General features: G+C 68.0%; 17 protein-coding genes. 6 read left to right on the forward strand and 11 right to left on the reverse strand.

Features of this window, described 5'->3' with window-relative positions:
* The first annotated feature begins 78 nt into the window (after window positions 1–78).
* A complete protein-coding gene (locus ACO2RV_RS10490) occupies window positions 79–2,487 on the forward strand; it encodes a ComEC/Rec2 family competence protein (protein ID WP_423292599.1) in 2,409 nt (802 codons plus the stop codon).
* A gap of 9 nt (window positions 2,488–2,496) precedes the next feature.
* Here ACO2RV_RS10490 and lexA read toward each other — a convergent pair whose 3' ends face one another.
* Window positions 2,497–3,189, reverse strand: coding sequence for a transcriptional repressor LexA (lexA, locus tag ACO2RV_RS10495; protein ID WP_423292601.1), 693 nt, complete (start codon window positions 3,187–3,189; stop codon window positions 2,497–2,499).
* A gap of 198 nt (window positions 3,190–3,387) precedes the next feature.
* On the opposite strand from lexA, the gene atzF reads away from it, so the two are divergent.
* The gene (atzF, locus tag ACO2RV_RS10500) at window positions 3,388–5,214 is read left to right on the forward strand and encodes an allophanate hydrolase (protein WP_423292603.1); all 1,827 of its coding nucleotides are present in this window, start codon (window positions 3,388–3,390) and stop codon (window positions 5,212–5,214) included.
* 35 nt (window positions 5,215–5,249) lie between these two features.
* On the opposite strand, the gene ACO2RV_RS10505 is transcribed toward atzF, so the two are convergent.
* From ACO2RV_RS10505 to ACO2RV_RS10545, 9 genes are all read right to left on the reverse strand, one after another.
* Window positions 5,250–5,942 (reverse strand): GntR family transcriptional regulator, encoded by a 693-nt coding sequence (locus ACO2RV_RS10505; protein ID WP_423292605.1) that lies wholly within the window; start codon window positions 5,940–5,942, stop codon window positions 5,250–5,252.
* A 94-nt stretch (window positions 5,943–6,036) separates the two neighbouring features.
* Window positions 6,037–6,426 carry an oxalurate catabolism protein HpxZ gene (gene hpxZ, locus ACO2RV_RS10510; RefSeq protein ID WP_423292607.1) on the reverse strand — a complete coding sequence of 130 codons (390 nt, stop codon included), beginning with the start codon at window positions 6,424–6,426 and terminating at the stop codon, window positions 6,037–6,039.
* A 54-nt stretch (window positions 6,427–6,480) separates the two neighbouring features.
* Window positions 6,481–7,707: a gephyrin-like molybdotransferase Glp gene (glp, locus tag ACO2RV_RS10515; RefSeq protein ID WP_423292609.1), complete on the reverse strand. Its 1,227-nt coding sequence runs from the start codon at window positions 7,705–7,707 to the stop codon at window positions 6,481–6,483.
* Between the two features lie 12 nt (window positions 7,708–7,719).
* Window positions 7,720–8,205 (reverse strand): cyclic pyranopterin monophosphate synthase MoaC, encoded by a 486-nt coding sequence (gene moaC, locus ACO2RV_RS10520; protein WP_423292611.1) that lies wholly within the window; start codon window positions 8,203–8,205, stop codon window positions 7,720–7,722.
* Window positions 8,206–8,207: 2 nt separating this feature from the next.
* A complete protein-coding gene (trpC, locus tag ACO2RV_RS10525) occupies window positions 8,208–9,008 on the reverse strand; it encodes an indole-3-glycerol phosphate synthase TrpC (protein WP_423292613.1) in 801 nt (266 codons plus the stop codon).
* Between the two features lie 11 nt (window positions 9,009–9,019).
* A complete protein-coding gene (gene trpD / locus ACO2RV_RS10530) occupies window positions 9,020–10,042 on the reverse strand; it encodes an anthranilate phosphoribosyltransferase (RefSeq protein WP_423292615.1) in 1,023 nt (340 codons plus the stop codon).
* A gap of 15 nt (window positions 10,043–10,057) precedes the next feature.
* Window positions 10,058–10,666 (reverse strand): anthranilate synthase component II, encoded by a 609-nt coding sequence (locus ACO2RV_RS10535; protein ID WP_423292617.1) that lies wholly within the window; start codon window positions 10,664–10,666, stop codon window positions 10,058–10,060.
* A gap of 135 nt (window positions 10,667–10,801) precedes the next feature.
* Complete coding sequence (trpE, locus tag ACO2RV_RS10540) at window positions 10,802–12,316, reverse strand: anthranilate synthase component I (protein WP_423292619.1); 1,515 nt, start codon at window positions 12,314–12,316, stop codon at window positions 10,802–10,804.
* Between the two features lie 12 nt (window positions 12,317–12,328).
* A complete protein-coding gene (locus ACO2RV_RS10545) occupies window positions 12,329–14,218 on the reverse strand; it encodes a SurA N-terminal domain-containing protein (protein ID WP_423292621.1) in 1,890 nt (629 codons plus the stop codon).
* A 189-nt stretch (window positions 14,219–14,407) separates the two neighbouring features.
* Here ACO2RV_RS10545 and tpiA point away from each other — a divergent pair, with 189 nt between their 5' ends.
* The 4 genes from tpiA (at window position 14,408) to ACO2RV_RS10565 (ending at window position 18,516) form a co-directional block, all read left to right on the forward strand.
* Window positions 14,408–15,163 carry a triose-phosphate isomerase gene (gene tpiA / locus ACO2RV_RS10550; protein ID WP_423292623.1) on the forward strand — a complete coding sequence of 252 codons (756 nt, stop codon included), beginning with the start codon at window positions 14,408–14,410 and terminating at the stop codon, window positions 15,161–15,163.
* A gap of 128 nt (window positions 15,164–15,291) precedes the next feature.
* A complete protein-coding gene (gene secG / locus ACO2RV_RS10555; protein ID WP_423292625.1) occupies window positions 15,292–15,666 on the forward strand; it encodes a preprotein translocase subunit SecG in 375 nt (124 codons plus the stop codon).
* Window positions 15,667–15,788: 122 nt separating this feature from the next.
* Window positions 15,789–17,417, forward strand: a complete 1,629-nt coding sequence (locus tag ACO2RV_RS10560) for a CTP synthase (protein ID WP_423292627.1) — start codon at window positions 15,789–15,791, stop codon at window positions 17,415–17,417.
* A 226-nt stretch (window positions 17,418–17,643) separates the two neighbouring features.
* Window positions 17,644–18,516 (forward strand): VOC family protein, encoded by an 873-nt coding sequence (locus ACO2RV_RS10565; protein ID WP_423292629.1) that lies wholly within the window; start codon window positions 17,644–17,646, stop codon window positions 18,514–18,516.
* 80 nt (window positions 18,517–18,596) lie between these two features.
* Here the strand turns inward: ACO2RV_RS10565 and ACO2RV_RS10570 are convergent, their stop codons facing one another.
* Entirely contained in the window at window positions 18,597–21,122 is a 2,526-nt protein-coding gene (locus tag ACO2RV_RS10570; RefSeq protein ID WP_423292631.1) for a glycosyltransferase, read from the reverse strand.
* Window positions 21,123–21,245 lie beyond the last annotated feature (123 nt).

The following is a 21,245-nucleotide window of genomic DNA, read 5'->3' on the forward strand; positions in this document are numbered from 1 at the left end:
CGGCGTCAAAGCATGGCGGGCGCGGAGGCTGCGTGTACCATGCTGTCCGGGATGGGAAAAGGAGCCGGAGCCCCGCGCATGTCGGGTCTGACCGGCGCCATCGGCAGATGCGGGGCGGGGGTGACACAGACGCCGGTGCCTGGATCGGGAGGTGAAGCGCGCCGCGCGGCGCGAACCGCCGCGCTCGCCGCGCGGGCGCGCAGGTCAAACGCCCGGCCGCTGGCGCTGCTGCCGTCATTCGGGCCACCGCTCGCCACGTTGCTCACCGGCCTTTCCGCCTACGTGACGCAAGAACTCGACGACCGGCGCGGCTTCCTCTTCCTGCCGATTGCCATTGCTACCGGAGCGGCGCTCTATTTCGGGGCGGAGTACGAGCCTCTGCCCTATGCCGCGCTTGTGCCCGTGACAGTTTTCACCGGGCTGGCGATCGCCCTCCGGGCGCGCGCCTTCGGCTTTCATCTCTTCGCCTTGCTGGCGGCGATCTCGGCCGGATTCGCGCTCGCTTCGTTCCAGGTCCAGCGCATCGCCCATCCGGTGCTCCCCGCGGCCATCGAGGGCGTCGAGGTGGCCGGTTTCGTCGAGGCGGCGGAACAGCGTCCGCGTGGCAGCCGGATCACATTGAGGGTGACGCGTTTCGGGCGCGAGGGGCAGGAGAGCAAGCGGCAGGAGAGCAAGGGACCAGTGCCGCCGCAGCGCGTGCGGGTGACGCTCACCACCAAGCAGCCGCCGGCGATCGGCGCGCATGTCGCGCTGCGGGCCAGCCTGGCGCCGCCGCCGGGGGCGGCCTATCCCGGCGGCTTCGATTTCGGCCGCTCCATGTGGTTCGACGGCATTGGCGCCGCCGGCTTCGCGCTCGGTCGGGTGCAGCCGAGCCCGCCGTCCGGCCCGCTGCCGCTCGACCTGACGGCAGCCGCCTGGCTGGACGGCATGCGCGAAGCGATCGCGGGGCGCATCCGATCCTCGCTCAGCGGCGCGGAGGCGGGCGTCGCCGTGGCGCTGGTGACGGGGCTGCGCGATGGCGTGCCCGAGGCGGTAGAGGAGAGCATGCGGGTCTCCGGCCTGTCGCACATCCTGTCGATCTCCGGTCTGCACATGGCGCTGGTGGCGACCACGGTGTTCTTCGTGATCCGTGCGCTGCTGGCGCTGTCGCCTGCGACGGCGCTGCGCTTTCCCATCAAGGCCTGGGCGGCGATTCCCGCGGCGCTGGCGGCGAGCTTCTACCTGTTGCTGTCGGGCGCCGAGGTGCCGACCCAGCGCGCCTATGCGATGACGCTCATCGTGCTGGCCGGCGTCGTGCTCGGCCGGCCGGCGCTGACGCTGCGAACACTTGCCGTGGCGGCGCTGGCGGTGCTGGTGCTGACGCCGTGGGCGATCCTCGATCCCGGCGCGCAGATGTCCTTCGCCGCCACGCTAGCGCTGGTCGCCGCCTATGAGCGCTGGGGCCATCTGGTCTCGGCACCGGATATCACCGGCACGTCGGGCACGGTGCTGGCGCGGGCGCTCCGCATCCCCATCCGTTACATCGCCGCACTGGTGCTGACCTCACTCGCCGCCGGGCTCGCCACGGCGCCCTATGCCGCGTTTCATTTCCAGCGCCTGGCGCCGCTGAGCCTTGTCGCCAACCTGGCGGCGATGCCGGTAGTGTCGCTCATCGTCATGCCGGCGGGGCTGGTGGGCTCGGCGCTGATGCCGTTCGGCTGGGACGGCGCGGCGTGGCGCGTGATGGGATGGGGCATCGGCCTGATGGCGCGCATCTCCGAGGCCGTCGCCGCGGTGCCCGGCGCGGATCGCGGCATTCCAGCCATGCCGGCGGCCAGCATGATGCTGCTAAGCGTCGCGCTGGTCGCGACCTGCCTGCTGCGCACGCGCCTGCTGCTCGTCGCGCCGCTCTCTTTCGCCGTCGCGCTGTGGCTCTATCTGGAGATGCCGCGGCCCGATGTGCTCATCGACCGCGAGGGCCGCACCGTGGCGGTGCGCGGCGCGGACGGACGACTCGCGGTGATGGGGGATCGGAGCGCGGGGTTGGCGGGCCGCTTCGTCGTCGAGCAGTGGCTGAGCGCTGAGGGCGAGCGTAGCCGCGCCGGCGCGCCGGATGTCGTTGCTGCGGCGGCCTGTGATCCGCTCGGCTGTACGCTGCGCGATCGCCAAGGAGGAATCGTCGCGTTGTCGCGCGATCCGGCGTCGCTGGAGGAGGACTGCCGGCGCGCCAGGCTGCTGATCACGCGCAACGCGCCGCCGGCGGAATGTGCCGCGACGGTGATCCGCATCGATCCACGGCAGACGCCGGAGGCAATGGCCGCATTTCTCGCTAGTGATCGCTCGGGCGGGTGGCGACTAGTCACTGCGCGCGGCGACCGCGCACGTCCGTGGGAGGCTGCAGGCAGCGCCACCGGCGGGGCACAGCCACACCATCTGCCGATCAACAGCGGCGCAACCCGTCGCTTCTCGCAGACGGATCCGATAGACGAACCCGACGTGCGACCGTGATCCGGTGCGTCAGTAGCGCCGGAACAGCCCGACCAGTCTACCCTGGATGCGCACGCGGTCGGGGCCGAAGATGCGGGTCTCATAGGCCGGATTGGCCGCCTCGAGCGCGATGGAGGCACCCTTGCGGCGCAGGCGCTTCAGCGTGGCTTCCTCGTCGTCGATCAGGGCGACGACGATCTCGCCATTGTTGGCGGTGTCGCCCTTGCGGATCAGGGCAAGGTCGCCGTCGAAGATGCCAGCCTCGATCATCGAATCGCCGCGTACTTCGAGCGCGAAATGCTCGCCGCCCGACAGCATCTCCGGCGGCATGCTGATCGTGTTGTCGCGCGACTGGATCGCGGCGATGGGCGATCCGGCGGCGATGCGGCCGACCAGCGGGATCGGAACCGCGCGCCGCGAATCGTCCTCGACCGGCGGGCGGGCGAGGCGTGCCGGCGTGCCCTCGATAACGCTGGGCGAGAAGCCGCGGGCCCGCGCCGGCTGCGCGTCCTCCGGCAGGCGAAGCACCTCCAGGGCCCGCGCTCGGTTGGGCAGGCGGCGAATGAATCCGCGTTCCTCCAGCGCTGTAATCAGGCGATGAATGCCGGACTTCGACCTCAGGTCCAGAGCGTCCTTCATCTCCTCGAACGACGGCGGAACACCGTCGCGCTTGAGGCGTTCGTCGATGAAGAGCAGCAGCTCATGCTGTTTGCGGGTGAGCATCGATCTCGATCCGTCCTCAGGCGGAAAAGGAAACAAATCACGAACAAACACTATCCGTTCTTTTTGTGTTCCACAATGGGTAAAGGGCGACCTAACGCGATCGCCACTGAACGCAATCAATGAACGATGTATGCAATGACTTCCAATCTGCCTAAGTGGTATGCATAGTTCGAATATGCTCCACGGAAGGTAAGGCCCTTGATCGGAACCGTTGCTGAACTCATTGCCGCTCATCGCTCCGGCCGCGTTCGCCCCGCAGAGACGCTCGCGCGCTGCTTTTCGCTGATCGAGCGTCACGGCGATCCGGCAATCTTCACCAGCCTTGCGACACGCGAGTATCTGGCGGCGGCGCTGAAGGCGCTCGAGGGGGCCGATCCGGCACATCTGCCGCTCTATGGCGTGCCTTTCGCGGTGAAGGACAATATCGACGTCGCCGGGCTGCCGACGACCTGCGGCTGCCCGGACTACGCCTATCTCGCCACACGCGACGCGGCGAGCGTCTCCCGTCTGCGCCGGGCCGGCGCCATCGTCATCGGCAAGACCAATCTCGACCAGTTCGCCACTGGCCTCAACGGCACGCGCTCGCCCTATGGCACGCCGCGCAATGCCGTGCGGGGCGATCTCGTGCCCGGCGGTTCGAGTTCCGGCTCGGCGGTTGCAGTGGCGGCGGGCCTGGTGCCGCTGGCACTCGGTACGGATACGGCAGGTTCCGGCCGCGTGCCGGCCGGGCTCAATAACATTGTAGGTCTCAAGCCGAGCGTCGGGCTGGTCTCGGCTGGCGGCGTGGTGCCGGCCTGCCGCTCGCTCGACTGCGTGTCGGTCTTCGCGCTGACGGTGGAGGATGCGTTCCTCGCCACCCGGCTGATGGCAGCGCCGGACGAGGCGGACCCGTTCTCGCGTGCCCTGCCGGTCGGCAGTCTCGGCGGGTTTCCCACGCGGCCGCGCATCGCCGTGCCGCGCGCGCAGGATCGCACCAGCTTCGGTGACCGGCTGGCGGAGGCTGCCTTCCGCGCCGCGATCGTGCGCACGGAAGCGCTCGGCGCTACCGTCACCGAGATCGACATGGAGCCGTTCTTCGAGACGGCGCGGCTGCTCTATGAAGGGCCGTGGGTGGCCGAACGGTTCGCGGCGGTGGGGGCCTTCCTCGAGGCGCGCCCGGAAGCGTTCCATCCGGTGGTTCGCGCCATCATCGAGCAGGGGCGGGGCCTCACCGCAGTCGACGCCTTTCGCGGCCAGTATCGGCTGGCTGAGCTGCGCGCGCTGGCGCGCGAGGTGCTGGCGGGTTTCGACGCGTTGATGGTGCCGACCATGCCGACCGTCTACACGGTCGAGGAGATGCTGCAGGAGCCGGTGCGCTTCAACAGCAATCTCGGACTGTATACGAATTTCGTGAACCTGCTCGACATGTGCGGGATCGCGGTGCCGTCAGAAATCCGCACGGACGGGGCGCCGGCGGGCGTCACGCTGCTGGCCCCGGCGGGCCGCGACGCGCATCTGGCCTCGCTCGGCGCCGCCTTCCATGCCGCTACGGGGCTGACGCTCGGGGCGACGGGCGCGCCGCAGCCGGCCCCGCATGGCCTCGCCCAGAGGCCGGCGCCGGGCTTCTGCGAGGTGGCCCTGTTCGGCGCCCATCTCTCCGGCCTGCCGCTGAACGGCGATCTGGTCGAAGCCGGAGGGGTCTTCGTGCGTCGTACGCGCACGAGCGCGGACTATCGACTCTATCTTCTGCCGGAGGGGCGGGTTCGCCGTCCCGGCCTGCTGCGTGGCCGTCCGGGCTCGGGCGCGCCGATCGACTGCGAGATATGGGCGCTGCCGGCGGCCGCGTTCGGCCGCCTCGTCGCCGGCATTCCAGCCCCCCTCGGCGTCGGCACGGTGATCCTCGAGGACGGCACTGACGTGAAGGGCTTCCTCATGGAGGCGGCGGCTGTCGAGACCGCACGCGACATCACGGTCTTCGGCGGATGGCGCAATTTCCTTGCGGACGAGGCCGCGCGCCGGGCGGGCAATGCCGTCGCGGCTGGTTGATATTTCGATTTAATTATGTTGAATAAGATATTGATTTATATCGTCTGGGCGTATTGCTCATAAGCATCGTGCACGATGGCGATGTGGCTGCGCATGCTCTGCGCGGCGCCGTCGCGGTCGCCGCGCAGTATGGCCGTCACGACCCGCTCATGCTCGATATGCGAGAGGGCCAGACGACCCAGGGCGCGGAACTGCGCGCGCCGGAACGGCGACAGCCGCCGTCGCGTCCCGACGGTCAGCTCGATCAGATAGTCGTTGTGGCTGCCGGCATAGATCGAGGCGTGAAACTGCTCGTTGGCCTCGCGATAGGCGGCGAAGTCGCCGAGGCGCATCAGCTCGCCCATGGCGGCGTGGAGTTCCTCAAGCCGCCGGCGCTCGGTCGGTGTCATCTGCAGCGCGGAGAGACCGGCGCAGAGCGCTTCCAGCTCGGCCATGACGTCGAACATGTTCTGTAGCCGCTCGACGCTCGGGCGGGCGACGATAGCGCCGCGATGCGGGCGGCTGTCGACCAGGCCGGAGGCGGCGAGCTCACGGATCGCTTCGCGCACCGGCGTGCGCGACACGCCGAAGCGGGCGGCGAGCAGAGTTTCGTCCAGCGTCGTTCCGGGCGGCAACTTGCCACGGGTGATCTCGTCCGCCAGTTGCAGGCGGAGCTCCTCGGCCCGCGTCACGCGGCGGCCGGTCCCGGAGGGACGGCTGTCGGAGGGCCGGATGGGCAGCACTGACATGGACGGAACTACCGGAAGGAGCGAGTCGCGGCAGTGAAAATACCGCGCTGGCCCGTGTTTATCACGGGTGAGCGGGACACCGCTGCGCTGTTTTTCAACCGGTGGGCTCGTCGATCAGGCTCACATGGGCGGCGACGACTTTCCAGCCCTGCGGCGTGCGCATCCATGTCTGCATCTGCCGCCCGACCTTGCCGGGCGTCGTGGCGCGGCGGAACAGGGTGGAGGCGACGGCGAAGTCGCGGCCATAAGTGGTGATCTGCGTGCCGTCGAGGCTGCGTGCGAGGCCGGCCGGCGAGCGGGCGGCGCGGAAGGCGCGGATCGCCTCGATGCCGTAGAGGTTCTCGCCTCCGCCATAGCGCAGCGTCGTCGGATGATCCCAGAACAGCGCATCGAGCCCGGCGACGTCGTTGCCGACCAGCGCCTGCTCGTAGCGGGCGAAGGCGGCTTCCACCTCGGCCAGCACGTCGGGAAGATTGATGTCCATCGGCTCGCGTTCCCCCTGAACCCGCTGCCAGCACACAGGGACCGGCGCCGCCGGTCAATCCTCCAGCGGGAGAATCTCGCAAGGCTCGCCTGCGACGGCCGCCGGCGCATGAGGCTGGCGCACCAGCAGCACATCGGCGCGGGCGAGAACGGAGAGCATGGAACTGTCCTGTACCGGCAGGGGGCGCACGACGGGGAGCCCGCCCTCGTACCCGACGGTCTCGGCGCGCTGGAAGTCCATGCGCATCTCGTTCGCCTTCACGTCGGCGCCGAGGATGGCCGGGCGCAGCGGCACGCGGGGAGGAATGTCGAGCCCTTGCAGGGCCTTGATCAGCGGCACGAGATAAACCAGCGCGCACACATGCGCCGATACGGGGTTACCGGGCAGGCCGAGAACATGAGTCGGTCCCGTGCCGCCTTCCGAGCGGCCGAACATCAGTGGCTTGCCCGGCCTCAGAGCGATCCTGTGCACGGCGAGCGCCACGCCCTGGGCGGTGAGGGCCGGGGCGACGAGATCGTGGTCGCCGACCGACGCGCCGCCGGTGGTAACGATGACGTCGAAGCCGCCCGCCAGCGCCGCGCTCACGCCCTGCTGCGTCGCGTCCATGGCGTCGGGCAGGATGCCGAGATCGACCACCTCGGCGCCGGCAGCGCGGGCGAGGCCGCCGACCGAATAGACATTGGAGAGAATCACCTGATGCGCCGCCGCGCCGGCGCCGGGCCGCACCAGCTCGTCGCCGGTCGAGAGCAGGGCGACGCGAGGACGGCGGGTAACAGTGAGTTCGGCAATGTCGGCGGAGGCGGCAAGCGCGAGGTCGCGCGGCAGCAGCCTGTGGCCGGCCGGCAGCACAACCTCGCCGCTGGCGAAGTCGCCGCCGGCTTTGCGGATGTGGCGGCCAGCGGTGGCGGCTTCGGTCATGGTGACATGGTCGCTGTCGCGCTGCGTGTCTTCCTGGATGACGACAGCATCCGCGCCCTCCGGAAGGACGGCGCCGGTGAAGATACGCACCGTCGTGCCGGGCTCGACGCGGCCGGGATAGGGACGGCCGGCAGCGGATTCTCCGATCAGCCGCAGCGTGGCGGGCACCTGCGCCGCGTCAGTGGCGCGCAGCGCATAGCCATCCATGGCGGAGACGTCGGCGCCGGGCGTGGTGCGGCGGGCAACGACCGGCTCGGCCAGCACGCGCCCGGCCGCATCCCACAGCGTCACGCGCTCGGGACCCAGCGGCGTGGCGGAGGAGAGCAGACGGGCCAGCGCCTCCTCGACCGGCATCAGCGCCATGATCGGCCTCCGCTACTCGCCTTGCCAGTGGCCGGAACGGCCGCCGGACTTCTCCAGCAGCCGCACCGCCTCGATGCGCATGCCGCGATCGACCGCCTTCGCCATGTCGTAGACGGTGAGGCAGGCGACGGAGACGGCGGTAAGCGCTTCCATTTCCACGCCGGTCTGGCCGCTGGTGCGCACCGTGGCGCGGACGATGAGGCCGGGCAGGGCGCTGTCGGGCTCGATCTCCACCGCCACCTTGGACAGCAGTAGCGCGTGGCAGAGCGGAATCAGCTCATGCGTGCGCTTGGCCGCCATGATGCCGGCGAGCCGAGCCGTGCCGATCACGTCGCCCTTCTTGGCGTTGCCGGAAAGAATGAGATCGAGCGTCGCAGCCTGCATGCGCACCGCGCCCTCTGCGACGGCGACGCGGTCGGTGACGGCCTTGTCGGCGACGTCGACCATGTTGGCCGCGCCGGTGGCGTCGAGATGGGTGAGGTGCGGCTCGTCCGCCATGGTCAGTTCGCCGCGGGGGCGAGCAGCGCGCGCGTCGCCGCCGCCACGTCGTCCTGCCGCATCAGGCTTTCGCCGACGAGAATGGTACGGATATTCGCCTGTGCGAGGCGAGCCACGTCGTCGGGCGTGAAGATGCCGCTCTCACCAACGATGATGCGGTCCACCGGAATGCGCGGGGCGAGCCGCTCGGAGGTTTCCAGCGTAACGTCGAAAGTGCGCAGGTTGCGGTTGTTGATGCCAATGAGCCGCGCCGGCAGTTTTAGCGCGCGGTCGAGCTCCAGATCGTCATGCACCTCGACCAGCGCATCCATGCCGAGGCCGTGCGCAGTCTCGACCAGGTCGAGCGCCAGCGCGTCGTCGGCTGAGGCCATGATGACGAGAATGCAGTCCGCTCCCCAGGCTCGCGCCTCGAACACCTGGTAGGTGTCGTGCATGAAATCCTTGCGCAGCGCCGGCAGCGAACAGGCGGCGCGGGCGCTCGTGAGGAACTCCGGCGCCCCCTGGAAGGAGGGCGTGTCGGTGAGCACAGAGAGGCAGGCCGCGCCACCGACCTCATAGGCGCGGGCGAGGGCCGGCGGATCGAAATCCGGCCGGATCAGCCCCTTGGAAGGGCTGGCCTTCTTGATCTCGGCAATCAGCGCGGTGTGCCCATTCGCGATCTTCGCCTCGATAGCCTTCAGGAAGCCGCGGGTCGGCGCCTGCGCCTCGGCGTTCGCGCGCACCTCGGCCAGAGGGCGCACAGCCTTGGCGCTCGCGATTTCCTCGCGCTTATAGGCGCCGATCTTTTCGAGAATGTCGGCCATGGCGTCCCTCCTCACTCCGCGACGGTCGCGGAGACGGCCACCAGCCGGTCGAGCGCAGCTTCCGCATGTCCGCCCTTGAGGCTGAGGCGGGCGATCTCCAGCGCCTCGGGCAGTGCGTCGGCCTTGCCAGCCACGATAAGCGCTGCAGCGGCGTTCAGGAGCGACACGTCGGCATAGGGGCTCGGCTGGCCGGCGAGCACGGCGCGGAGCGCGCCGGCATTCTCTACACCATCGCCACCCTTCAGATCCTCGGCGCTGGCGCGCGCAATGCCGAATTCCTCCGGCGTGATCTCAAAGCTGCGGATCGTGCCGTTCTTCAGCTCGGCGACATGGGTCGGGCCGGTGGTGGTGATCTCGTCCAGCCCGTCCGAACCGTGCACCACCCAGGCATGCGTCGAGCCCAGCGTGCGCAGCACTTCGGCGATCGGCTCGACCCAGGTGCGGGCGAACACGCCGACCATCTGCCGCTTCACCCCGGCCGGGTTCGACAGCGGGCCGATGAGATTGAAGATCGTGCGCGTACCCATCTCCACCCGAGTCGGCCCGACATGCTTCATCGCCGGATGATGCGACGGGGCAAACATGAAGCCGATTCCGGCCTCGCTGATGCAGTGGGCGATCTGTGCCGGGGTGAGGTCGATCTTGACGCCCAGCGCGGTCAGCACGTCGGCGGCGCCGGACTTGGAAGAGAGCGCCCGGTTGCCATGCTTTGCCACCGGCACGCCCGCGCCGGCGACGATGAAGGAGGCGCAGGTCGAGATGTTGTAGGAGCCGGAGGCGTCGCCGCCGGTGCCGACCACGTCGACCGCCTCGGCGGGGGCTTCGACGCGCAACATCTTGGCGCGCATGGTGGAGACCGCGCCGGCGATCTCCTCGACATCCTCGCCGCGCACCCTCAACCCCATGAGGATGGCACCGATCTGCGAAGGCGTGGCCTCGCCCGACATCATGATATCGAAGGCGAAAGCCGCCTCCGCGCGGGTGAGCGTGGTGCCGGTGGCGATCTTGCCGATGATGGACTTCAGATTCTGCATGTGCCCCGGCTCGCCTCAGGCTGCTCGCGACCGGCGCGGACCCGCATTCCAGGCGCGCGCCAGATCGAGGAAATTCTTCAGTATCGTGCGCCCGTGCTCGGAGGCGATGCTCTCTGGATGGAACTGCACCCCGTGCACCGGCAGATCGCGATGTGACAGGCCCATGATCAGCCCGTCATCGGTCTCGGCGGTGATGTCGAGTTCGGGCGGCAGCGTCTCGCGCTTCACCACCAGTGAATGGTAACGCGTCGCCTTGAACGGTCCGTTGATGCCGCGAAACACGGAAGCGCCCTTGTGCTGCACCTCGGACAATTTTCCGTGGATCGGCAGCGGGGCGCGGATCACCTCGCCGCCGAACACCTGGCCGATGGCCTGATGGCCCAGGCAGACGCCGAACACGGGCACGCCGTCCTGCGCTGCACGGGCGATGAGGTCGCAACTGATGCCAGCCTCATTCGGGGTCGCCGGGCCGGGCGAGATGACGATGGCTTCGGGCTTCAGCGCCATTGCCTCGTCGACCGTGAGGGCATCGTTGCGGCGCACGTCGACCTCGGCGCCGAGTCCGCCGATATAGTGGACGAGGTTCCAGGTGAAGCTGTCGTAATTGTCGATGAGCAGGATCATCGTGCGTCTTTCCGCCGGCCTCATACCGGCTCAAAAAAGCTCTAGGGGGATTGCCGGCGCTGGGTCAAGCCGCTCCGGCCCGCGACATCGCCTATCGCCAGCCCCGCCATCGCCGCACATGTCCGCTCACGCCCATCACTGCCCCCTGCCGGCCTTGGCCGCGAAGCGCACCGCTTCCTCGCCGGCGCGGAACAGTGCCTTGGCCTTGTTGACGCATTCCTGCATCTCGCTCTCCGGCACCGAGTCGTAGACGATGCCGGCTCCCGCCTGCACATGCATGCGCCCATCCTTTACCACGGCAGTGCGCAGCACGATGCAGGTATCCATTTCGCCGTCGGCGCCGAAATAGCCGATAGCGCCGGCATAGATGCCGCGCTTGTCGCGCTCCAGCTCGTCGATGATCTCCATCGCCCGCACCTTTGGCGCACCCGAGACCGTTCCAGCGGGGAAGCCGGCAGCCAGGGCGTCCAGCGCGTCATGCTTCGGGTCGAGGTCGCCTTCGACGTTCGACACTATGTGCATCACCTGGCTGTAGCGCTCGACGAAGAACGAGTCGGTGACGTGCACCGAACCGATCCTGGCGACGCGGCCGACATCGTTGCGGCCGAGATCGAGCAACATCAGATGCTCGGCGCGCTCCTTCGGGTCGGCGAGGAGCTCGTCCTCCAGCGCCTTGTCCTCGTGCGGCGTGGCGCCGCGACGCCTTGTGCCGGCGATCGGGCGGATGGTGACGGTGTCGTCACGCAGCCGGACCAGGATTTCCGGGCTGGAGCACACCAGCGAGAAGCCGTCGAAGTTGAAATAGACCAGGAACGGTGCCGGATTGATCCGCCGCAGCGCGCGGTAGAGCGAGAAGGGCGGCAGCGTGAACGGCGCGTCGAAGCGCTGCGACAGCACGACCTGGAAGATGTCGCCGGCGCGGATGTACTCCTTCGCCCGCTCCACCATGGCCCGGTAGACCTCGGGCGAGGTGTTCGAGGTCGGCGCCACCGCCTGGTGGAAGGCATCCTCCGTCGGCAGGTTCGGCAGCGCGCTGTCGAGCGCGGCGACGACCTTGTCCAGCCGCTCGCGTGCCGTCTCATAGGCGGCGGCGGCGGAGATGCCGGCCTGCGGTCGCACCGGGGTGACGACAGTGAGCTCGTCGCGCACGGCGTCGAACACCACCATGACGGTCGGGCGGATGAAGATCGCGTCCGGCACGCCGAGAATGTCGGGCTTGGCTTCCGGCAGGCGCTCCATCTGCCGTACCATGTCGTAGCCGAGATAACCGAACACGCCCGCCGCCATGGGCGGGGCGCCCTCCGGCAGATGGATGCGCGACTCGGCCACCAGCTTGCGCAGCGAGGCGAGCGGCTTGTCGGGGCAGGGCTCGAAGCGCGCCGGATCGACGGCGGCCTGCCGGTTGATCTCCGCCTCGTTGCCCCGGCAGCGCCAGATCACGTCCGGCTCTATGCCGATCATCGAGTAACGCCCGCGCGTGGCGCCACCCTCGACCGATTCGAGCAGGAAGGCGTTGGGCCGCTCGCCGGCGATCTTGAGGAAGGCCGAGACGGGCGTTTCCAGGTCGGCGATCAGCGTGGTCGTGACCACCTGGGCTTCGCCGCGCTCATAGGCGCCGGCGAAGCCGGTGATGTCAGGCGTCAAGCTCATGATGCTGTCTCGTCAGTTCACCGCGTCGGTGCCGACGATCTGGTCGAGGGCGGTCCGGTTGACGCGGGTGCCGAGCTGGCTCTGCAGCTGGACGAGGTATTCGGTCATCAGGTCGTTCTCCATGCCCTGGCGCAGATTGGCGAGCACGCGCTCGTTTTCCGCCGTGGCCGTCGGCACGGTGACGTTGAGGACGTTGAACAGGATGCGGCTGTCGCCGCCTTCGGCCAGAGCGCTGCCGACGCCGCCCTTCGGCGTCTCGAACACCGCGTCGAGGATCTCCTGCGGGACACCATCGGCGGCGCGGCCGCGCTTCAGGCCGTTGGCCGCGCGCAGTTCGAGGCCGGCATCGGTCACTGCCTTGTCGAAGCCCTCGCCGCCCGCGACCTTGGCCTTGATGTCCTCGACGCGCTTATCGAGCTCCTCGGCGATCTTGTCCTGCTTCCAGCGGTCGAGCACCTGGGCGCGCGCCTCCTCGAAGGTGCGGTCGCGCGGCTGGGTGATGCTCTGCACCTCGTACCAGACATAGCCGCCATTCTGCGGCAGCTGGACAGGGTCGTTTTCCGCGCCGACATCGCTCGCGAAGATGCCGCGCAATACGTCCGAGCGGCCGGGAATTTCCGGAATCGACGCGCCGTCGGGCGCCTTGCCGAGGACGTCTGTATCGAGGCTCAGCACTGTCAGGCCTAGCTTGCTGGCGATCTCGGAGAGCTTGGCGCCGCTGGCCTGCTCGTCCTGCACCTGGTCGTACTTCTGCAGCAGTTCCCGCCGGGCCGCATCGAGCTGGAGCTGCTGGCGGATCTGGCCGGCAACGGCGTCGAGCGGCTGGACGGTGCCGGCAGTGATGGCGCCGACATGGACGATGACCGGGCCGAAGCGGCCGGCGACGACGGCGCTGGTGCCGTTCTCCGGCAGCGCGAAGGCCGCCTCCGCCACTGCCTTGTCAAAGATATCGGCGCGGGTCACGTTGCCGAGGTCGACGTCCTTGGCGTCCAGCTTGCGCTCGGCGACGAGGTCGGCGAAGGCCGTGCCGGCGGCGACGCGGTCGGCGGCTACCTTGGCTTCTTCGGCATTGGGGAACACGATCTGCTGCACGACCCGGCGCTCGGGTGTGCCGTAGCTCGACAGGTTGGCGTCGTAGGCGGCTTTTACCTCGGCGTCGGTGACCTGCTCGGAGGCGGCGATGGCCTGCGGCGTCAGCGCCAGAATGTCGGCCTTGCGATATTCCGGCGCGCGGAATGCGACCTTGCGCGCATCGAAGAAGGCGCGCAGTTCGTCGTCGCTGGGGTCGGCCGGCGGCGTCACCGAGGCGGAGGTGATGAGCGCGTAGTTGAGCGAGCGCTCCTCATTCTCGAAGCGGGCGACGGCCTCTTTCAGCACGGTGGGGACGGTGAGTCCGCCGCCGAGCGACTGGATGAGCTGCTGGCGCTGGGCCAGACGGCGCTCGGCGTCGACGAAGCGGGCTTCCGTATAGCCGTTCTGGCGCAGGAGCTGGGCGAAGTAGTTCGGGTCGAAGCTGCCCGAAGGCCCGAAGAAGGCCGGGTTCTGCTGGACGCGCTTGGCGATCTCCGCATCCGACAGGGCGATGCCGAGGCTGTTCGCCTGGTCGTCGAGCGCCGCTTCCGCCAGGCGCTCGCTGAGCACCTGATCGGGAAGGCCGAAGGCACGGGCCTGGTCCGGGGTGATGCCGCGCTTGAGCTGCTGGCTGATCTGCTGAAGGCGCTCCTGATAGAGCCGCTGGAACTCGGGGACCGTGATCTCGGACGATCCGATCGTCGCCAGGGTCTGGCTGCCGAAGCCGCGGAACACGTCGGCGATGCCCCAGATCCCGAAGGAGAGGATCAGAAGGCCCATGAGGATTTTGGCGACAATTCCGGAAGCGCTCTTGCGCAGCGTCTCAAGCATCAGTGTTCTCGTTGGGCGTCATGCGGGCGAAAGGCCCGGCGCGCGAAAGGGGCGCATAATAGGGATGCCTATCCGAGGCCGCAATGTCGCACATGCGTTCATTTGCCCTTCATTTTGACGCCTGTTAACGCGACGGCATCCTGCTATGAGGTGTTTTTGAGGTTCTTGAGGTGAAGGGGCGAGGGACGAATGTCGGGACGTCGACCGCTGGTAGCCGGCAACTGGAAGATGAACGGCCTGAAGGCCTCCGTTGCTGAGTTCGGCCGCATCACGGCGGCATATGATGCGGCGTTGAGGGCCAAGGTGGACCTTCTCGTCGCGCCACCTGCGACGTTGCTGTCGACTTTCGCCGTCGTTGCGCTGGGATCCCGCGTCGCCGTCGGCGCGCAGGATTGCCATTCCAACGGGGCCGGCGCCCACACCGGCGAGGTTTCGGCCGAGATGATCGCCGATACCGGCGCGACGGCTGTGATCCTCGGTCATTCCGAACGCCGCAGCGACCATGGCGAGACCGATGCGCTGGTGCGCTCGAAGGTCGAGGCGGCGTGGCGCGCGGGGCTGACGGCGATCGTCTGCGTCGGCGAGAGCAATGCCGAACGCCATGCGGGCAGGGCGCTCAATGTGGTCCGCCACCAGCTGGCCGGTTCGCTGCCGGAGGGAATAACGGCGGCCAATATGGTCATCGCCTATGAGCCGATCTGGGCCATCGGCACCGGTCTCACGCCGACCATCTACGACATTGCCGAGATGCATGGCGAAATGCGCAAGATGCTGGTCGCGCGGTTCGGCGCGGCGGCCAAGGGCGTTCGCCTGCTCTATGGCGGATCGGTCAAGCCGGAGAACGCGGCGGAGATTCTCTCCGTCGCCGACGTCGACGGCGCGCTGGTCGGCGGGGCGAGCCTGAAGGCGGACACTTTTCTTCCCATCGCGCGTGCCTATCTATAGGCCCGAGCCCACAAGGACCGTTCCTCGAACGCGCCGGCTGGAAACGCTGGCGGCAATCGTGTAGGAACGCGCCAACCAACGCGGCGGGGCATCGCTGGCCCGCCGCTGCACGAGTTTGAAGGCGTCAGATGCAGACCGTAATCATCGTCATCCATCTCATGGTGGTGCTCGCCCTTATCGGCGTGGTGCTGATTCAGCGCTCCGAGGGCGGTGGGCTCGGCATCGGCGGCGGCGGTGGAGGCGGCGGCGGCTTCTTCAGCGCCCGCGGCACCGCCAACATGCTCACCCGCGCCACCGCGGTTCTGGCGGGGCTGTTCTTCCTCACCAGCCTTAGCCTGACCATTCTGGCCGGCTGGGGTCGTGGTCCCACGACCATCTTCTCAGCGCCGGCGTCGGCGCCGGGCGCGCCCGCTCCGGGCGGCACGGTGCTCGACCAGCTCCAGGGTGCCCAGCCCGCGCCGCCTGCCGCCCCCGCGGCGCCGCAGGTTCCGCAGTCGCAGTGATCCGCGCGAGCCCCCGATTCCGGTTGGAAACGGGGCTTCGTTCCATTTACCCACAGGCGAGAGTCCGTCCGATCAAACGGGCGCTCGCCGAATCGCGTTTTTGCAGCTAGAAACCGAATTCCATGGCGCGCTACATTTTCATCACCGGCGGCGTCGTGTCCTCGCTCGGCAAGGGCCTCGCTTCCGCCTCTCTCGGTGCATTGCTGCAGGCTCGTGGGTACAAGACCCGGCTGCGCAAGCTCGACCCCTATCTCAACGTCGATCCGGGCACCATGAGCCCGTATCAGCACGGCGAAGTCTTCGTCACCGATGACGGTGCCGAAACCGACCTCGACCTCGGCCACTACGAGCGTTTCACCGGACGTCCGGCCTCGCGCCAGGACAACATCACCACCGGCCGCATCTACCAGGATATCCTCGCCCGCGAACGGCGCGGCGACTATCTCGGTGCGACTATCCAGGTGATTCCGCACGTCACCAACGCCATCAAGGAATTCGTCCTCACCGGTAACGAGGGCTACGATTTCGTGCTGGTGGAGATCGGCGGCACGGTGGGCGACATCGAGGCGATGCCGTTCCTCGAGGCGATCCGCCAGATCGGCAACGAACTGCCGCGCAAGCACTGCATCTATGTGCACCTCACGCTGCTGCCGTTCATTCCTTCCGCCGGCGAGCTCAAGACCAAGCCGACCCAGCATTCGGTGAAGGAGCTGCGCTCGATCGGCATCGCGCCGGACATCCTGCTCTGCCGTACCGACCGCGAGATTCCGCGCGAGGAACGCCGCAAGCTCGGCCTGTTCTGCAATGTCCGCGAGAGCGCGGTGATCGAGGCGCGCGACGCCGACAGCATCTATGCCGTGCCGTCCGCCTATCACGAGGCGGGGCTCGACACGGAAGTGCTCGCGGCCTTCGGCATCGAGCCGGCGCCCGAGCCCGATCTCTCTCGCTGGAAGAAGGTCGAGGCGGGCATCCGCAACCCCGAAGGCGCGGTGACGATCGCCATCGTCGGCAAGTACACGGGGATGAAGGACGCCTACAAGTCGCTCATCGAAGCGCTGAGCCATGGCGGCCTTGCCAATAATGTGCGGGTCAATCTCGACTGGATCGAGAGCGAGATCTTCGAGCGCGAGGATCCTGCCCCGTTCCTCGAGCATGTGCATGGCATCCTCGTGCCCGGTGGCTTCGGCCAGCGCGGCGCCGAGGGCAAGATTCGCGCGGCACAGTTCGCCCGCGAGCGGCGCGTGCCCTATTTCGGCATCTGCTTCGGCATGCAGATGGCGGTGATCGAGGCGACACGTAATCTCGCCGGCGTTGACCACGCCAACTCCACCGAGTTCGGCCCCACCGACGAGCCGGTGGTCGGCCTGCTGACCGAATGGCTGCGCGGCAACGAGCTGGAGCGGCGCGGCATCGGCGGCGACCTCGGCGGCACCATGCGGCTCGGCGCCTATCCGGCCGAGCTCGCCGACGGCAGCCGGGTGGCCGACATCTACGGCAACGCCGCGATTTCCGAGCGCCACCGGCACCGCTACGAAGTGAATCTCGCCTATCGCGAGCGGCTGGAGGCATGCGGCATGCGCTTCTCCGGCATGTCGCCGGACGGCCTGCTGCCGGAGATCATCGAATATCCGGACCACCCGTGGTTCATCGGCGTGCAGTTCCATCCGGAGCTGAAATCGCGGCCCTTCGAGCCGCACCCGCTGTTTGCGTCCTTCATCGGCGCGGCCGCGGTGCAGAGCCGTCTGTTCTGAGGTCTCGGCGGCGGGCGTCGTGCTCGCCGCCAACTCGACTTCCACCTCTTCCCGCCTCATCGCCGCATCGAGAGCGGTCCCGGATTGGTCCTGCCGACCGTTCGGGACGGCGACTGTTTGTATGCAGTCTATCCACAGATCGCGGCAAGGTGGCAATCGGCGCTGGATTCCCCCGTCCGGCCCGTGCTCTCATCGCCGGGCGCCGTTCAGATGAAGGATGAAGCCCTTGGCTCGCGGTCTTGATCACGTCGTCCATGTCGTCCGGGATCTCGAAGCGGCGGGAGAGCTCTACGACATGCTCGGCTTCACCGTCGGTGCGCGAAACCGGCATCCCTGGGGCACGCATAATCGGCTCGTGCAGACGCCCGGCTTTTTCGTGGAACTGCTGGAGATCGCAGACGCCGAGGCCATTCCCCCGCATGGCGAGGGCACGTTCTCGTTCGGTGCCTTCAATCGGGATTTCCTCGGCGAGGTCGGGCAGGGGCTCTCGATGCTGGTGCTCGAAGGCCATGACGACCCGACGATCGACAAGGCCGAGTTCGATGCGGCTGGATTCGGCGGATTCGAGCTGTTTGACTTCTCCCGTTACGGCAAGCGGCCCGACGGCCAGGAGGTCGAGGTCGCCTTCACCCTGGCGTTCGCCCGGGATCCCGCTTCGCCGCATGCCGGCTTCTTCACCTGCCTGCAGCGCCGGCCGGAGAATTTCTGGGCCCCGGACCTGCAGCGTCACATGAACGGAACGCTCGGCGTCAGGGGCGTTGTGCTCTCCGCCGAGGAACCCGAGGCGCATTTGGAGTTTCTGAGGACCTTTGTCGAGGCCGACTTTCGCCGTGCGGTGGACGGCTGGTACATCGCCAGGACGCCGCGCGGCGATGTCGATCTCATGAGCCGTCAGCTGTTCACCGAGCGCTTCGGTGTTCCCGCCCCGGCGGAGAGTGGGCTGCGGCTCGTCGCCCAGCGCTTCGCCGTCTCCGACATTGCGCGTACCCGGAAGCGCCTTTCCTCCTCGCGCATGGCGGCGGAAGAGATCGAGGGCATCATCGTGGTCGGTCCGAAAGCCGCACTCGGGGCGACGCTGGTGTTCGAGCCGGCTGAATAGTTTGCCTCGCCGCATCCGAAAAACGAAAGGCCCGGAATCGCTTCCGGGCCTTTTTCAATGTTGTGTGGGAAGACGCGATCCTAGGAGCGAACCTTCTCCGGCATCGCCTCGGACGCCACGGCGCCGCGGCCGGGCAGTAGCGCGAGGGTGCGGCTGCGCAGGGCGCTCCAGGTGGCGAAGGCGTTCAGCGTCGAGCCTTCCAGCCAGCCGATGACAGCGGCAGCGAGGAAGGGCAGGCTCTGCACCGCCAGCGCGAAGGCGAAGAGGTCGATCTCCACCACGGCGTGCCAGTTGGTCATGCGCAGGGCGACCGCCGACAGCAGCAGCCCGCCGCCGATGACGGCTTCCGGCAGGGCCGGGAAGGCGCGGGCGGCATCCGCCAGCCAGCTGCCCTTCGCCGTGCGGGCAAAGCCTAGGTCCTTGTAGCGGAAGCTGTCATAGACGGCCTTGGCGACGGTGAACTGCACCGCCATGGCGGCGATGGCGGCGCCGATCATCCGTACCGGGGTGGTCGCCACGCGCAGCCGGTAGAGCGCGGTGAAGTGCAGGAGGTAGATGGCGAAGCAGAACACGATCGGGATCGTGAGGATGCGCGCCGGGACGGCGATGCCGAGGCCAAGCACGAAGGGCACCCAGAGCAGCGACAGGATGGCCGCCACCGCACCGACGCTCTCCGAGCCGAGCCACGAGACCCAGCCGATGGTGAACTCGCGGCGCTGCGACGCGGTGAGCCGGGTGCCGCCATTCGGCAGCATGCGCCGCCAATGCTTCTTGATGATCTGCATGCCGCCATAGGCCCAGCGATGGCGCTGCTTCTTGAACGAGGCGAAGTCGTCCGGCAGCAGGCCCCAGCCGTAGCGGGTGTTCGTGTAGTGGCTCTTCCAGCCGCGCTCGACGATGGTGAGACCGAGATCGGTGTCCTCGCAGATGGTGTCGCTCGACCAGTCGCCGGCCTCGACCATGGCGGCGCGGCGAATGAGGCACATGGTGCCGTGCACGACGATGGCGTCGTGTTCGTTGCGCTGGACCATGCCGATGTCGAAGAAGCCGGCATATTCCGTGTTCATCGCCTCGTGCATGAGGCTCTTGCTGGCGTCGCGGTGGTCCTGCGGCGCCTGCACGATGCCGACGGTCGGATCCTCGAAGGTCGGCACCAAGTCGCGCAGCCAGTTCGGATCGACCACATAGTCCGCGTCCATCACACCGATGATTTCGGCGTCCGGGGCGGTCTGCTGCATGGCCATGCGCAGGGCGCCGGCCTTGAAGCCCGCCACCTTGGGCAGATTGATGAACTTGAACCGGTCGCCGAGTTCGCGGCAATAGGCCTCGATCGGCTCCCAATAGGCCGGGTCCGGCGTGTTGTTGATGATGACCAGGCACTCGAAGTTCGGCCAGTTGAGCCGGGCGACGCTGTCGAGCGTCTGCTTCAGCATCTCCGGCGGTTCCTTATAGGCCGGGATATGCAGCGAGACCTTGGGCGTGCGGGTCGGCATCGCGGCCGGGACGGCGCGCAGCAGGCGCTTCGGCGTGCGGCCGAAGGCGATCGTCGCCAGTTCCTCGACGCGATAGAGCATCACCACGACGAGCGGCACCAGCAGCACGATGCTGGCGATGAACGTCACCTTGTTGCCGCCGACCACGTAGTGGGTCAGCCAGTAATCGGTGACGGTCGCGATCCAAGCGCCGACCAGACTGGCGGCGCCCATCATCACCGCGGCCTGGGTGAAGGTGAGGCGGCCCATGCGGAAGACGGGAATTGAGAATGCAATGCCGAGCAGCAGGGCGATCGCTGCCGTTGCGGTATAGGTCGCCGGCATCAGCGTGCCGGACAACGGGAACTTCAGCTCGCGGTTGGCGTCGAGCATGCCCCAATACTGGCCGACGCTGCCTTCGAAGCTCTTCCACGGCGCATCGAACGCCTCGATGAGGTTGTATTCGATGCCCAGTGCGTCCGCCCGCGCGGCGAAGGTGCGGATGATCTTGGCCTGTTCCAGTTCACCGGGCACGGCGCCGTCGCGGTTGTAACCGGCGCTGGGCCAGCCGAACTCGGCGACGACGATGCGCTTGCCGGGATAGGCCGAGCGCAGACGCTCATAGATGCCGATGGAGCGATCGACGACCTGGTCGGCCGGAACGCCTTCCCAATAGGGCAGGATGTGGGCAGCGATGTAGTCCACCGCCGATACGAGCTCAGGGTGGTCGAGCCATACGTCCCACGTCTCGCCGGTGGTCACCGGGACATTGGTCTGGCTCTTGACCTTGCGGATGATCTCGATGAGTTCGTCCGGCGTCTTTTCGGCGCGCAGGATCGACTCGTTGCCGACCACGATGCCGACGACGTTCGGGTTCTTCTTGGCGGCGTCGAGGGCGTTGGCAATCTCGCGCTCGTTGCGCTTCTCGTCCTTGTCGATCCACGCGCCGACGGTCGCCTTCAGGCCGTCTTCGGCCGCGAGCTTCGGCACGAGTTCCAAACCGCCCGTCGAGGCATAAGTGCGCACGCCCTTGGTGTAGGGAACGACCGCGTCGATGTCGGAGCGGATCTGCGCCTCGGTTGTCGCTTGTCCCTTGTCGGGGTTCGCATCGCGGCCATAGGGCGCGAAGGACATGCTCTGGAAACGGTCCGGCACTGACGGGGCAGAAACCTGCTCCCGCATCGCGAACCAAGCAAAAGCATGCACGGACGTGACAACCGCCAGAGCGGCGGCTGCGACACGAACAGCGGGGCGCAT

This window comes from Ancylobacter sp. VNQ12 (assembly GCF_049445835.1).
In the GTDB taxonomy this organism is placed as follows: domain Bacteria; phylum Pseudomonadota; class Alphaproteobacteria; order Rhizobiales; family Xanthobacteraceae; genus Ancylobacter.

Bases quoted from the DNA above. Each gene is read 5' to 3' on its own strand.
- trpE (WP_423292619.1), bottom strand. From the start codon at position 12,316: ATGAGCTTGACGCCTGACATCACCGGCTTCGCCGGCGCCTATGAGCGC.
- glp (WP_423292609.1), bottom strand. From the start codon at position 7,707: ATGGCGCTGATGCCGGTCGAGGAGGCGCTGGCCCGTCTGCTCTCCTCC.
- ACO2RV_RS10490 (WP_423292599.1), top strand. From the start codon at position 79: ATGTCGGGTCTGACCGGCGCCATCGGCAGATGCGGGGCGGGGGTGACA.
- tpiA (WP_423292623.1), top strand. From the start codon at position 14,408: ATGTCGGGACGTCGACCGCTGGTAGCCGGCAACTGGAAGATGAACGGC.
- ACO2RV_RS10535 (WP_423292617.1), bottom strand. From the start codon at position 10,666: ATGATCCTGCTCATCGACAATTACGACAGCTTCACCTGGAACCTCGTC.
- moaC (WP_423292611.1), bottom strand. From the start codon at position 8,205: ATGGCGGACGAGCCGCACCTCACCCATCTCGACGCCACCGGCGCGGCC.
- ACO2RV_RS10570 (WP_423292631.1), bottom strand. From the start codon at position 21,122: ATGTCCTTCGCGCCCTATGGCCGCGATGCGAACCCCGACAAGGGACAA.
- hpxZ (WP_423292607.1), bottom strand. From the start codon at position 6,426: ATGGACATCAATCTTCCCGACGTGCTGGCCGAGGTGGAAGCCGCCTTC.
- ACO2RV_RS10560 (WP_423292627.1), top strand. From the start codon at position 15,789: ATGGCGCGCTACATTTTCATCACCGGCGGCGTCGTGTCCTCGCTCGGC.
- secG (WP_423292625.1), top strand. From the start codon at position 15,292: ATGCAGACCGTAATCATCGTCATCCATCTCATGGTGGTGCTCGCCCTT.
- ACO2RV_RS10545 (WP_423292621.1), bottom strand. From the start codon at position 14,218: ATGCTTGAGACGCTGCGCAAGAGCGCTTCCGGAATTGTCGCCAAAATC.
- trpD (WP_423292615.1), bottom strand. From the start codon at position 10,042: ATGCAGAATCTGAAGTCCATCATCGGCAAGATCGCCACCGGCACCACG.
- lexA (WP_423292601.1), bottom strand. From the start codon at position 3,189: ATGCTCACCCGCAAACAGCATGAGCTGCTGCTCTTCATCGACGAACGC.
- trpC (WP_423292613.1), bottom strand. From the start codon at position 9,008: ATGGCCGACATTCTCGAAAAGATCGGCGCCTATAAGCGCGAGGAAATC.
- ACO2RV_RS10505 (WP_423292605.1), bottom strand. From the start codon at position 5,942: ATGTCAGTGCTGCCCATCCGGCCCTCCGACAGCCGTCCCTCCGGGACC.